This window comes from Nocardia huaxiensis (assembly GCF_013744875.1).
GTDB classification, from domain to species: domain Bacteria; phylum Actinomycetota; class Actinomycetes; order Mycobacteriales; family Mycobacteriaceae; genus Nocardia; species Nocardia huaxiensis.
The window spans coordinates 2,649,751-2,663,245 of record NZ_CP059399.1; the positions used below are offsets into that span (position 1 = coordinate 2,649,751).

Genomic DNA, 13,495 nt, shown 5'->3' on the forward strand with positions numbered 1-13,495 from the left:
CAATAGCCGGTGTCGCACCGCAACTCCGGCAGGCAATGGCGGGTCCGCTATCGATATGCGGGGGTATTTCGTCTGTCATTCGAGGTCTCTCACGGCGCGACGGGCATCGAGTCGAAGCCGTCGAACAGGTATGCGTAGACCTGGGCCAGGTAGAGGGCCAGCTGATCCGGGGTCGAGAACGGGATGTAGGTGAGCTCGTACCAGGTTCGCGGGTCGATCGGACGGTGCTGGACCAGGTGAGTCAGACCGGTGCGGATCGTGTCGCGGTAATCCGGCCAGGCGAGTTCGAAGGTCGGGCGGAGTTCGTGGAGGTCGTCGGCGGCCTCCACACCCAGTCCGGCGGCGCAGAAGTGCACGAACCGCCGGTCGACTCCGTCGATATCGAGGCCGAGGGACGAGAGCGGCACAGTGGTCGGATCCAGATTGCCGCCGGGGTACGGCCACATGGTGGTGTTGGCCAGTTCGGCGGGGACTTCCGGACCGATACCCGAAACGGCTTGCGGGGCAGGGCGGTAGACCGCATACACCAGTCCCGCGCTGAAGTCGCCGTGCACGTAGTTGTAGCTGCCGTCGGGCGCCACCGGCGTGTGTGGGTCGAATCCGAACGCGGTGGCCTTGTCGTTGTTCGGGCCGGACCCGTAGATCTCGTCGAAGCGCAGTACCGGTGTCAGATCGTGGTCACGGAGTGCTGTTGCGCGGGCGGCACTTTCGGCGGCGGCGAATGCTTCCTCGGAGTCGAATCGGGTCGCCCACGGTCCGACGCGGCGGCTCTCGTTGGTCATCGTGTACCTTCCGAATCATCGTCGACGGCGGGCATCGAGTCTGCAGATCTGACCCGTTCGTTGTCGGGTGGGTAGATCGGTTCCGGGCGATCTCCGAACAGATAGTCCCTGAATGCTTGCAGGTACTCGTCGAGTTCCTGCTGATCGAAGAACCAGGTGTTGGTCGCGTCGAACCATTCGTGCGGTGAGGTGCCGCGCGTGATCACATAGTCGAGGGCCTGGCGCACCATGTCCCGATATGCCGGATCCGCTGCGACGTCGGCGCGCAGGATCGGAGCGAAATGCCACATCTCGTCACCGAACTCAGCGGAGTGCATGGTCAGGATCGGCCACTGCAGCCGGTCGATGTGCGGAATGTCTTCCCGCCACGTTGTCATGGATTCAGTCTCTTCTGTGGCTCGGGATACATCGTTGTCAGGTTCCAGTCGCCGGTGGGAGTGCGGTCGTAGACGGCCAGAATCTTGGTATCGGTGAAGTCGACCGGCTTGTAGTTCACCCGGGTGCCGGTCATCGGGTTCGCGGGATCGATGTAGAAGCCACGCAGTTTTGCGATGCCCTCGTCGCCGATCGCGGCACGGACCTGTTCCGGGGTCAGTTGCACGACCTCTCGGGGAGCGGTACTGCCGACAGGGATCTGGTTGCGGGCAGCCGCTTCCGCGGCGACCAGGCTCCGCTGGTCGCCGAACGCAGTGGAGAACGGTCCGCACTTGTGCTTGATCGGATCCCCGGCGTTGTTGGTCGCGTACTTGTCCATGTACCGGTCGCGGGTGAGCAACTCGACGGGCCCCTTCGCCGGGTCTATCTTGCCGCTGGAGACGACGTACCCGTCCTGGAAGTTCGGGTGGGGTGGATTACCGGTCAGCTGCGGTGTCCCCAATCGCGACTGCAACTGGCCATCGGTGGGGTGCAGGTGCCGCTGAGGCGAATGCCCCTGTGTCTCGAGCTCAGAGATGCGCAGGGCATCGGCGGCCGCATCGGTGCTCCCGGCCTTGGCTACTGCGGCACCGGCGCCAGGGTAGTTCGTTCCGTGTCCAATCTCGGATGGAGAGAAACGCAGCTCATCGAAATTCGGCATGGTGTTGGGATCGAAGGGCTTGTTGAGCGGCGGGTGTGCGCCGACGCCGGACAGTGGTGGGCCCTGTAGGTCGATCGGCTTGCTCGAGCCGGGTACCCCTTCCGGTAGGCCGGACCAGCCGCGGGCGATGTCGTCGGTGGCCTCTAGGGCGCCACGGGTCGCGGCACTTCCGAGTCCTCGCAGTTCGGCGAGGCCCGCGCGGATGCCGGCGATACCTGGGATCGGCAGGAAGGTAGCCAGGTCCAGGGCTATGCGGGGGACGCTGGGCGCGGCTTCCATTTCTTCGAGGGCGGCGTCGCTGAGTTGCTGACCCGTGGGAGTCAGTGGGCCGCCGGCCGCGGCGCCGGTGAGGCCGGTCATTCCCGCCTGGGCGTAGTGGGTGAGGAAGCTGCCGATGTCGGTGATCGGATCCACCACGGCGTGCAGCGCGAAGTTGCCGGCATCTGCGACCGCGCCGGTCAGACGCTGTGAGTTCTCGGTGGCGGCAGCGGCTGCGGCCTGGTCCAAGGGGTTGGCGGCGGCCCGAAGGCCGTCGCCGTACCGGAATCCTGCGGCCACGTCGGAACCCCAGTCGGCGAGACTGTTTCCGGCATTGCTGAAGAAGTCGCCGACCTTCTCCATATTGGATCGCAGGTCCGGCGCGGCCTGGTGGTTACTGAGCTCGCCTCTCGTGTTGACGTCGACCTTTTCGCCATTGGAGAAGGTCAGGCGGGTGCCACCGTTCGCCAGCGGTTCCGCTGTGCCGCTGATGCCGTGAACCGGGTCCTGGAACGAGCCCTCGATCTTGCCCTTGTCGTTCAGCGAGAAGATCGAGCCATCCGGGAAGGTCACCGACGACGGTTTGCCGGTGATGTCGTAGCTGATCGACGCCACCTTGCCGTCGGTGATATCGATGTGGGTGGGCTTGCCGTTGGGCCCGACCTCGGCCGTCCAGCCGCTGCCGCCGAGTTCCGGGTGTGGCGTGTCGTATTTGACTGTCCCACTTTTGACTTCGAGGGATTCCCCGTTCTTCAGATCCCACTTCTCGGTGTGGATGGTGGTGCCGGGGTCGCGTCCGGGTTCACCGGTCTGTGTGACAGTGCCTGCGCCACTGGGCAGTTCGTAGGATTCGCCGTCCTTCATGTCGCCCTTGGCGGCGCGATCGACGAAGTCGGTGACGGTCGGCTGCTGTTGGCCGGACGGGCCGGTGGCCGCCATGGTCTGATCGACAGCGGGGACCATGTCGAGCGGGGACGTCGGAGCCGGAGCTTGAACGCCGGGAAGCTGGTTGAGGGTTTCGCGGGCGGTTCGGTCGGCGTCGACCTGCTCGGGTGATTTGACGGTGCCGTCCGAGTTCAGCGCACCGCCCAGGCCGGGCAGCATCTTCGCTACCTCTGGGTCCATCTGTTGTGGATCGGAAACCGGTTGTGCCGCTGGTGGAGCGGGGTCAGGGTCCGGGGCCGCGGGTGCCTCGCCTTCCGGGTCGGCGAGGATCGGGAAGACGGAATCTTTTGTGGCGTGGATGGTTTGGGTGAGGGTGTCACCGTCGACGGTGTAGTCGGTGGCGACTTCGCGGCCCAGGGCGTCGTAGGCCCAAGGGCGCTTGATGTGGCCGGCCGTGTCGCCGTCACGGGCGAGGATGGAAACGGAGCCGTCCGGGTTGGGTTGCAGACGGCCGCCTTCGGGGACCGGCTGAGTGAATTGGTAGCGGATGGGGGCGCCGGCGTTGTTGATCAGGACGAGGGTGCGTTCACCGCCCGAACCGGTCGGCACGGTGAGTTGTTCGTAGCCGGAGCCGGGATCGAGGACCAGGCGGAGGCGGTCGCCGATCGCTCCGGTGTGGTTGTGTCGGCCGTTGTCGTCGCCCTGGCTGTCGCGGGGCTGAGGCCGGTTGTTCAGGCGGGCGGGGATGCGTAGGACGAAGGGTGCGCCGACCGGGGCTGGGCCGGTGAGCGAAGTGAGTTCACCCGTCCCGAATCGGCTTGCGGTGAAGCGCTTTTCGGTCGTCTCGGCGGCATCGGGGTCGGGGACGACAGCCGGGTTGAGGCAGGCTTCGAAGAGTTCTCGGGCGTGGGTGCCGCCGCCGGGGGTGTTCTCGGGGACCACCAGGTCTACGAGGTCGTCGGTCGGGGCCAGGCCGGTGATGCCGGCGACTCGGTAGGCGAGGCGGGCGGGTTTGGCCAGGGGGATGACGTCGAGGCCGGCGCGGAGCAGGATGCGACGCCAATCACCCACGCCTGCTGAGGTTTTCGCGGCGGCTGCCGAGACGGTGCCCGCGGCTACCGCCGCTGCGGTCAGAGGTGCGGCGGCTGCGGTGAGGGGTGGGAGGATGGCTGCGGTGGAGGCGAAGCCGGCGACTTCGCTGAGGGCGTCCGAGCCGCTGGCGAGGGTGCGTATGGGCTCGGTGTTGGCTGCGACCGGGTTCAGGGGGCGGTCGAGCAGGCCGTTGACGCCGCGGCCGATAATCGCGAAAGCCTGTTCGCCGATGGGGTTTTCGCTGAAGCGCAGGACGGTGGCGGAGCGGATGTCGATGATCGTTGCCTCGACCATTCGGTTGAGGTCGCGTTGCAGGTCGGTGGCGGTGGTGACCAGGGAATCCCAGCGGGCGCGGACGCGGCCGAGCTCGTCCAGGGCGGCACCGACGGTCAGCACGTTGGAGGTTCGCACTGCGGCGACGGCGGCCTGGAGTTGCTCGTAGGTGTGGGGTGCTTCGGCGGCGACCGGCTCCATGTTGGTCTGGAGGCGGGTCAGTTCGATTGCGTACTGCTGCAGGGCATCTCCGGCGCGGGTGTACGCCTCGCCGGTGATCTGCAGGCGCTGGGCCAGGTGGTCGTCCTTGACGCCGGTGAACAGACCGGCTTCCAGGCCGAGGAATCGGGAGGTGTCCAGCCCGGCGATGCGGTATCCGGCGTCACGGGCGGCGCGGCCGAAGTCGGACCAGGCGCGGCCGGTGACCTCGATGCGGTCGGTGTCGCCGTCCATGAGGAACAGCTCTGCCGGATAACGGCCCTCGGTGACCGTGGTCAGAGCCTGATCGAGCAGGCCCGTGTCGGAGTGTGGCGCGTCCGGATACACGCCGGTGGAAGTGGCAGCCATCAGAGTCCCCCGATCTCTACTGAAATGTCTTGTGCGGTGCCGTCACTCGTGATGGTGACGAAGCCGTCCCCTGTTTCGGCCACTCGTCCACCGGTGACACGGACATCCACGCCATTGGGGTAGGTGAGCGGCGGTACCGCGATGGTGGTGGTCGAGCCGGAGGGGAAGTCGCCCGAGTTGTCGGCGCGGCGCACGCTGTAGGTGAAGGTGAAGCGGCTCGTGGTGCGGTCGAAGTTCCACGAGCGCGGTGTGCCGGACACGAGTTGCGGATAGGGCCGGACCAGCGCGGTCAGGTTCCCGCGATTGATATTTCCGCCGACGGGATCGCGGCGCGCGTCGACCAGGATGCCTTCGATTTCCTGGGAGGCCGCGGTGGTGCTGGGGTCGTGCCCGCCGTAGTTCCAGTGGAACCAGGACGTCATGTCGGCATCGGTGAGATCCGTTTGATAGCGCAGGATTTCAGGATTGTCGGTAGCGCCGAACTCGGTCAGCACGACCGGTAGGTTCTCGGATTCGGTGACTTCACGCGCCTTCTGAGCATTGCTGACGTAAAAGGGAATGCACACCGTGACCGGTACGGGCTGTCCGAGCGCGCACGGAAGCGCATAGGAGTTGTAGCCGTGGACGATCCCGGAATGCGTCGGCGGCACCAGCTCACCCACGACACCGGCCGCCGCCAGAATGTAGTCGGATTCGAAGATCGGGGTACCGGGGTCGACGGCACGGATGGCCGTCTCGATTCGGTCCTGGAACTGGCGCAGGCGCAGCTGGGGTGCCGGCGCCGGGCAATCGGGTTCGGTTGGTGCGCACAGGTCTTGGAAGATCCCCTGGAACGGCTCGTTGATGATGCCGTAGCCCATGACCCCGTCGGTATGGCGGAGTCGATGGGCGACCTGGGTCCAGGCCGCGGCGAAATGATCGAGCAGCCCGCGCCCGTCCGGCGCGGGGGAGTTGGCGAAGAAGTTCGAAAAGGCCTGGTATACGGCTGGACTCACGAGCGAGGCGTAGATCGAGCCGTCGACGATCGGCATGCCCTCGGTCTGCGTCGCCCAGGCCGGCGCGCCCGCACCGCCGGTGACGCTGCCCCACTTGTCCTGATGGAACTCCACAACGGTGCGAATCCCATGCGCGGCCAGCAGGTCGACGGTCGCCGCGACGCTGTCGAGATATCCGGCGTCGAAGACCCCGGGTTCGGGTTCCACGCCCTCCCAGATGATCCCCAGCCGGACCCCGTTGAAGCCGTTGTCCCGCAAGAACTCCGCGTCGGAGGTATCGAATCCGTAGGACTGCGGGGTGTACGGCGCGGTCTTGCTCACCACATTCTCGCCGTGCACGATGATGACCCGGCCCGACTCGTCGACGATCCAGCGCCCGGCCGTGGTGGCGCGGCCGAGAGTCTCGCCGGGCGCGGCCGGAGCAGGCGCTGCCGTGCCGAGCAGCAGACAGGCGAGTGCGAGCACCGGCAGGGTCCGGCTGATCATATGTCCGTGAATACGCATGGGGCAGTTCAACTTCCGGAATCTGTGAGCGCGCCCGCGAGGACTGGCCAGGATCGGCGCAGCTCATCGGCCCAGTAGGGCCAGGAATGGGTGCCGGTCGGATGGATCTCCACGGTGGACGGAATGCCCTGGGCGGCAAGGTATTCACCGAACAGCCGGGTGCACAGGGCCGATCCCGCCTCGAGCGGGCCGCCGAGGAATGCGGATTCGAGCGTCTCCGGGTTGTCGAGAGTTTCGTACTCACCCGCGAGCCCACTGCCCGCCGACAGGTAGACGGCAGTGCCACGCAATCCGTCGGCGCGCCGAAAGACATCGTGGGCGGCCCACTCCGGATCGCCGGGCGGACCGAACATATTCGAGGCGTCGCCGCCCTCGCTGGCGATGACGGCGCGCATCTGTGTCTCGCCGTAAAGCGTTGCGGAAGAATAGCATCCGCTGTAACCGGCGGCGGCCGCATACAGTCCCGGCGTGCGGGCTGCGAGCATCAGCGCACCCTGCGCGCCCATCGAAATCCCGGCGACGGCATTGCGGCCCGACCCGTCGAAGGTGGCGTCGAGCAGCGGCGGCAGTTCCCGGGTGAGGAAGGTTTCCCACCGGTACGTCCCCAGCGTCGGATCCGCGGACTTCCAGTCGGTGTAGTAGCTGACCGGCCCGCCCACACTGAGAACCACATTGACGTCCTTGTCGGCGAAAAAGTCCAGCGCGTCACCGCGGGTGATCCAGGTATTGCCGACCGGGTCGGCGGCCCTGCCGTCGAGCAGGTACACCGTCGGCCGGGGATGATCCTGTTGCTCGGGCAGCAGCACCTGCACTTCGAGAACCCGCCCCATGGCGGGGGAGTTCACCCACACCCGCAGCCAGCGGTCGGTGATCGCCTCGATGTGATCGATCGCCGCCGCCTCCGCGCGTGCCGGGGCGGCCAGCAGCGCCGCCGTCAACCAGAGAATCCCGGTGAGAATCGAGACCGCGAGCGGTGTGCGGGTGTTCGTGGAGCCTCCGACACTCCACGAATACCGTTCCACCGCAGCGGATCTCGACCTCACCGACCCACCGGCGCGCCGGACATGGCCGCGATGCGGTCCCGCCCGGCGATCCGGAAGTGCGTTTCCAGCAGATCCGCACCTCGCTGCGGTCCGCCCGCGGCGGCGAATCCCGCGCCGACGCGCTGCGCCCCGGCCCGGCAGTCGCGTGCCCGCAGGATCGCCTTCCGCAGCCGGTCCGCGGCGAGCCGCCGCGACGACACCGAGGTTCCCGCGCCATTGGACACCACGCGCCGCGCGACTTCGGCCTGATCACGTCCGAACGGCACGACACAGACCGGCACCCCGGCGTCGAGCGCCTTCTGCGTGATCCCCATCCCGCCGTGCGACACCACGACGGCGGCGCGATCGAGTAGCAGGTGATGCGGAATAAACTGCACCACACGGGCATTCGCCGGGACCCGGAACGATGCCGGATCCAGCGCGCCGGCGGTGACCACGGTGTACAGATCACTGTCGGCCAGCGCGTCCATCGCCGTCTGTGCGAGCACGCCGTCGTCCTGGAACTCCGTGGAGCAGGTGACAACCGCCAGCGGCCGGTCGATCTCGGTCAGCCACTGCGGTATCTCGGCCGCAGGCGCCCACAGGCCGGGGCCGATCTGCTGGACGTCGGTGGGCCAGTCCGAGCGGACGTCGTCGAAGGGCCGCGCCGTGAAGTTCAGAATCAGCGGCGGCTGCGCGAGATAGTCCACCGCGTGCCGCAGCTCCGGCAGACCCTCCGCCTGTCGTGCCGCATTCAGGTCGGGCAGCAGCTGATCCCAGACGAGGTTCAATCCCCACTGCACCAGCGCATTTCGCAGACGCCCGAGCGGTCCACGCAGCGGCCGCAGTCCAAGCCCGAACGGTGGGACATCACGTGACGGTATGGGCAACAGCATGGGAGCCCATGAGGCCCAAAGCAATCCACTCGAAGCGGCGAAGGTCTGCGCGCCCGGCGTGGTGATGTCCACCAGCAGCACATCCGGCTGCTCCTGCGCCGTGATCCGGCGCATGGCCTCCATCTCGTGCGGAATGCGTTGCGCCAGTGAATGAAGCACCGCCCGCAGCGCGCCGATCCGCGACGACGCATCCCAATCGTGGAGGGTGTCGTCGGCGAGCACCGGAGGCAGCGCACGGACCGAAATGCCCAGCGGCTCCAGGACTTTCCGGCTGTCCGGCAGGGTCACCACGGTGATGTCGTGGCCCCGGGTGACGAGTTCGGCCAGAACGGGCACCACCGGATACAGGTGCCCCTTGGCGGGTGAGGTGAAAACCAGGATCTTGGCCATCTGTGCCATCCCCCTCGGCTGGATTGGAAGTGTCGGTGTGCTGCGCGCATGCGAGAATTCGCGGCGTGGCCGGTGAGTCGGCACCGGCCACGCCGTCCTTCGCCCCGCGTGATCAGCGCAGGGAGCTACCGAGCCGGTCGAAGATCGCTCGACCGGTCTCGTCGGTATCAGTGGCGAGTGCGGCGATGCGGCCGGAGGTCACTCCCCAGTTGGCGATGTTCTCGATGAGCTGGTGCACACTGGTGCGCCACTCGTCGTGGAACTCCTCCAGCGCGTCCTGCACCGCCACCTGCTGCTGGGTGCCCAGACCCGAGTTCTCGGTCAGGGCTTCCTTGGGAGCGCTGAGCACGCTCTCGACGCGCAGCAGATCCGCGCCGATGGCTTGCAGGTCAGTCATCGGAAATTGTGCGAATGCCATGGTCTTTCGTCCTTCCGGGACTACTCGTCGGGGCCGGTGGGCATACCGGCCGGGAAGTCGGGCGCCACGAACGGCAGATTGTTCGGCAATCCCGGACCGGGTGCGTCCGGCAGGGTGATGGCGGGGATGCCGCCGACGCCGTGCAGGTAGATGGCCGGAATGCTGGGTTCGGGCGCGGGCGCGGCCTTGGCGACGACCGTGGTGTGCATGAGGAAGACGTTGTAGGTCGACCACTGCGACACCGTGAAGAACAGATCATTGCCCGAGGACCACGGGTGCATGTGCGCGCCGTAGATGTAGGGGTAGTCCTTGCCCGAGGCGATCACCTCCGGATCCGTCCACGGCCCTTGCGGATTCACCGCTTGCCGCATGACGATGCCGTTGTTGAGGATGTCGGTGTAGGTCAGCAGCCAGCGGCCGATGCCGGGATGGAACTGCACCGATGCTTCGCCGACCGCGCCGGAGACGATCACCGCCGACGGGGTGGTCGGGTCATTGGTCCACTCGGTGCCGGTCCAGTGCTCGTAGGCGTTCTTGTCGAGGATCCGGTCCTCGGTGACGCGGGCGACGAAGACGCCGCCGATGCGACCCTGCGGGGTGCCGTAGAGGTACACGAAACCGTCGGGACCCTTTGCGAGAGCGGGCATCTGGTATCCCCAGCCCGCGCCGGAGTTCACCCAGACCGCGCCTTTGTCCTTGACCCAGGTCTGCCCGCCGTCATCGGAGTAGGCGATGCCGGAGTAGTTGGTGACCCAGCTACCGGACGTCGATCCCCACTCGCGAATCGACGAATAGCCCATGTACTGACGGGAACCCACGGACAGACCGGAGGTCGGCAGGGTGGTGACCTCGACGCCGTCGACCTTGCGGCTGCTCAGCACCTGCCCGGCGTGGGCGGAGCGATCTTCGACGAACGATTCGATCTGCATGCCCTTCTCCAGGTCCCGGTTGGTGGAGACCGCGAGAGTGTTACTGCGCCAGTCGAATCCACGCGGGCCCTGGGTTCCGGTGTCACCGGCATTGCCCTGGGCGGTGGTGTCGCCCTCGTTGAGGTTCAGGAAGGGCAGGCCAGGGAACTTCAGCAGCTCCGGGATCACCGGCAGGGTGAGGCCCTTGCTGCTGATCAGTGGAGGCTGGTCGGACTGCTGGGTGCCGGGGCGGGTGCCGCCGAAGGTGTCGCCGAATGCGGTGAGCACCCGGCCGTTTCCGTCGTCCCACATGGCCGCGTACCCCGCGCCGCTCACGCCCCACTTGACGTCGGTGGTGCTGGTCGAGCCCGCACCGGTCACCTTGGAGACGAAGGCGTTGGTCACGGTGGCGCCCTGCGGCACCTGCGGCTGACCTCCGCCGGCCGCAACACCGGTGCCCAGCCCCGTGCCGCCATTGTTCGGCGTCAGTGACAGGCCCGGAAAGTTCGGCGGCGCAGCGCCGTTCGGCAGTGTGACGCCACCCGGGTTACCGCCCGCCGCCAGCTGCGGCAAGCCCGGTGCGGGTGGTACGAGCATCTGATCGCCCGCGCCCGTGGGCATCTCCAGCGACTGCTGGTTGGTCAGTGCGGCCGGCGCGGGCTGAGCCGTGGTGTCCTGCGGTGCGGTCGACGAACAACCGACCGCGCTCGCGGTGAACAGCACCGTGGCGGCAGTCGTCAGCCGCCGACGACGGGTCCAGATCCCCATCGACAATTCCTCCCTGATTGTGGAAACTCGCCAGCGGCGAAAATGCTTGTGGCAGAGACGATCAGCGCGAGAACTCGGCCGCGCGATCGTGCACTGCGGAGGCGAAGGAGGCCGCCGGGTTCACCGCGGCCACCGCCTTCGCCCACCCCTCGGCGGTCGCCAGATCCCCACCGGCCGCGCACAGCAGCCGGGCCACCGACAAGGCGGCATCGTCGAGATTGTCCGGGCTGGCGGTGGTTTCATTGCGGGCGCTGACGGACCACTGCTCCCACACGCTCGGCATGAGTTGCATCGGTCCCATGGGGACGTCCTGGTGATTGTCACCGTCGATCCGGCCGCCATCGGTGTCGGCGACCGTCCGAGATTCCATGTTCTCGCGCGAAAGTGCCCGCAGCGCAGGGGAAACCGTGGCGTCTCGACCCAGCGTCGCACCACCCGCGCGGCCGTGATCACTGGCTACCGCGCCGATCGCGGCGAGGGTCGGCCAGCCGATGTGGCAGCCGGTGGCGCTGCGGTCCATGACCGACGCCGCGTACGCGTACGAGGCCAGCGCGATTTCCGGAATTCCATACGGCACGGCATGAATTCGAGCCCACGGTTCCAGTTGCGCCGCGGGGCGCGTGGGAGCGGGACGCTCGGTTGTGGGCGGTGCGGCATTGTCGTGCTCCAGTCGCGGACTGCATGCAGTCAACGCGACGACAGCACCGACGGATAAGCCGATGAAAATATGTCTCGACCACGCGGAATTTCGGCGTGGCCACCCCCGACAGATGAACACGGGCAAGACAATAACGGGAGTTTTGCCGAGTGCCGGATCTCGCCATAGCGAAAAGCTATCTGTGAGTAGCGTTTTGGCCGTATTGACAGTTGCGTGGGTCACACGGAAGGGCTGAAAACAAGCCGTCTGAGACGATTATTCGACAAAGTGGCGGAAAATGATTGTGACGAAGACTACAGCCCCTGTAACGAAGCCGGGCATGGATAGGATGCAACTCAATTGCGCACAAATAGATCCGGAGATTCCCGTGACCGATCCTGAACCTCGCGTGGTCATCGAGGCGCATCTACTGCGCACGCAGGCCACCCTCGACGCGCTCGTGCACGGCACCGCACCGGTGCGAACGCGGCGCGCGGTGCCGCGCCTGCTCATGTACTCACTCGTGACGGCACTCGTCATCGCGGCGGGCGTGGTCGCCGCCGAGTACATCATCGGCCTGATCCAGGCCGGCAGGCACTGAGTCAGTCCCAGAGGTAGGTGTAGATCCCCTGTGCCGCAAAGGTCGCGGGGAACAGCAGCACCAGCAGCGTGGGGTCGAGCGCATTCCAGAGCCGCGCCAGTCGAGCAGCGGCCACCTCACCCACTCGCACATATCCGGCAATCGCCACTGTGAGGCCGATCAGTGCCCCTGCGCCCGTGAGCTCCATGGCCTGAATCGCGGTGTCTCCCTGGGCTGTATCCCGCACCAGCGCCGCGCTCCCGGCCAAGGCCGCGACCAGCGGCACCAGCAGCAGGGGTGCGACATGGCGGGTATCGGTGTAGCCGCGGGTGCGCAGCAGCACCCCGACCGCGACCATGCCCGCGAGCGCGGCCTGCATCCAGATCCCGGTCCAGATCATGGTCGCGACAGCCAGACTCAGCGCCAGCGCCGCCGCGCCGACCGCCACGTCGAGGAAGTCGCGACCGCGGCCCAGCGCGGCCTCGGCCAGCGGCCGGGGCACCGGCTCACCGTTCTCGCCGCGCCGCACCAGTCCGAGCAGTCCCGATGACGCCGTGGCCGCGCGCGGAGCGACCGCGACCAGCGCCACCAGCACCGGAGCGGCCCACGCGGAGAGGGCGGTGACATTGGCGCCCGCCCACACCGCCGCCGCCAGGGCTGCGAACAGCAGCGCCGACGCGCCCGCGCCCAGCAGGACTCCGGCTCGGCGCGAACCGATTCCGGTCGCGATCGCGGCTCCGGCGAATCCGGCCGCGATCCCCGCGAGCGCGGCTACCAGAGGGCGCTCCCACATGCCGCTGATCGCTGCGGCGGCAAGAACCGGCACCAGTCCCCAGCCGATCGTGTCGCGCCCCCGGGGTCCACACGCGAAAGCGAGGACTGCGATGACCGCTGCCAGAACGACCAGCGTGAGCGTTCCGAACCAGCCCGCGCGCAGGGCGGTGACAAGCGTTGCGGTGCCGGTGAATCCGGCGACCAGCAGTCCGCCGAGCACCCGCTCGCGGCCGTCGGCAAACCTTTGGTAACTGCGGTCGACGGACGTCTCGACGGTGTCGACCACATCCTCCACGTAGGGGGTTCGCGCCGCCAGTTCCCGCGAAGTCAGGTGCAGGACAGTGCCGTCGAGCACGCCCGCCTCGGCGAGGGTGGCGTCGTACTCGAGCAGTCCGTGCGATGGGGCGGACAGCACCCAGACGGTGTCCGCGTCGGCCGGCTCGAGCTCCAGCAATTCGGTGATGTCGGTGAGATATTCCGCGATCGGACGTCGCGCGGGCAGGCTGACATCGAGCCGATTTTCCCCCGAAACGACCGAGAGGCGTATGAAATGCGCACTCATGGCGGTCATCATGCACGAGGTGTGCGCCGGCGTCGCCGCAGCCCCAACTGTCCGGTACGCGATGCGCGAATTATGCAATAGTGCACGAGTATTGATGTGATGCGAGCCA

11 protein-coding genes are annotated in these 13,495 nt (G+C 67.2%); 1 reads left to right on the top strand and 10 read right to left on the bottom strand.

Features of this window, described 5'->3' with window-relative positions:
• Positions 1-89: 89 nt before the first annotated feature.
• The 9 genes from H0264_RS11850 to H0264_RS11890 all read right to left on the bottom strand — a co-directional run bounded on the left by H0264_RS11850 (position 90) and on the right by H0264_RS11890 (position 11,410).
• Positions 90-782: a hypothetical protein gene (locus H0264_RS11850; protein WP_181584004.1), complete on the bottom strand. Its 693-nt coding sequence runs from the start codon at positions 780-782 to the stop codon at positions 90-92.
• The gene (locus tag H0264_RS11855) at positions 779-1,159 is read right to left on the bottom strand and encodes a hypothetical protein (protein WP_181584005.1); all 381 of its coding nucleotides are present in this window, start codon (positions 1,157-1,159) and stop codon (positions 779-781) included. Before H0264_RS11855 ends, H0264_RS11850 begins: the two co-directional genes overlap by 4 nt.
• Positions 1,156-4,932: a hypothetical protein gene (locus tag H0264_RS11860; RefSeq protein WP_181584006.1), complete on the bottom strand. Its 3,777-nt coding sequence runs from the start codon at positions 4,930-4,932 to the stop codon at positions 1,156-1,158. The genes H0264_RS11855 and H0264_RS11860 overlap by 4 nt, the downstream gene beginning before the upstream one ends.
• The gene (locus tag H0264_RS11865; RefSeq protein ID WP_181584007.1) at positions 4,932-6,413 is read right to left on the bottom strand and encodes a cellulase family glycosylhydrolase; all 1,482 of its coding nucleotides are present in this window, start codon (positions 6,411-6,413) and stop codon (positions 4,932-4,934) included. Before H0264_RS11865 ends, H0264_RS11860 begins: the two co-directional genes overlap by 1 nt.
• 26 nt (positions 6,414-6,439) lie before the next feature.
• Entirely contained in the window at positions 6,440-7,474 is a 1,035-nt protein-coding gene (locus tag H0264_RS11870) for an alpha/beta hydrolase (RefSeq protein ID WP_231083092.1), read from the bottom strand.
• The gene (locus tag H0264_RS11875; protein ID WP_181584008.1) at positions 7,471-8,739 is read right to left on the bottom strand and encodes a glycosyltransferase; all 1,269 of its coding nucleotides are present in this window, start codon (positions 8,737-8,739) and stop codon (positions 7,471-7,473) included. The genes H0264_RS11870 and H0264_RS11875 overlap by 4 nt, the downstream gene beginning before the upstream one ends.
• A 112-nt stretch (positions 8,740-8,851) precedes the next feature.
• Positions 8,852-9,136, bottom strand: a complete 285-nt coding sequence (locus H0264_RS11880) for a hypothetical protein (RefSeq protein WP_181584009.1) — start codon at positions 9,134-9,136, stop codon at positions 8,852-8,854.
• A gap of 41 nt (positions 9,137-9,177) precedes the next feature.
• The gene (locus tag H0264_RS11885) at positions 9,178-10,833 is read right to left on the bottom strand and encodes a DUF4185 domain-containing protein (RefSeq protein WP_181584010.1); all 1,656 of its coding nucleotides are present in this window, start codon (positions 10,831-10,833) and stop codon (positions 9,178-9,180) included.
• Between the two features lie 61 nt (positions 10,834-10,894).
• Positions 10,895-11,410 carry a lysozyme family protein gene (locus H0264_RS11890; protein WP_231083090.1) on the bottom strand — a complete coding sequence of 172 codons (516 nt, stop codon included), beginning with the start codon at positions 11,408-11,410 and terminating at the stop codon, positions 10,895-10,897.
• A gap of 448 nt (positions 11,411-11,858) precedes the next feature.
• Between H0264_RS11890 and H0264_RS11895 the strand changes: the two genes are divergently transcribed.
• Positions 11,859-12,071, top strand: a complete 213-nt coding sequence (locus tag H0264_RS11895) for a hypothetical protein (RefSeq protein WP_181584011.1) — start codon at positions 11,859-11,861, stop codon at positions 12,069-12,071.
• A gap of 1 nt (position 12,072) precedes the next feature.
• Here H0264_RS11895 and H0264_RS11900 read toward each other — a convergent pair whose 3' ends face one another.
• On the bottom strand, positions 12,073-13,386 hold the full coding sequence (locus H0264_RS11900) for an EsaB/YukD family protein (RefSeq protein ID WP_181584012.1): 1,314 nt from the start codon (positions 13,384-13,386) through the stop codon (positions 12,073-12,075).
• Positions 13,387-13,495 lie beyond the last annotated feature (109 nt).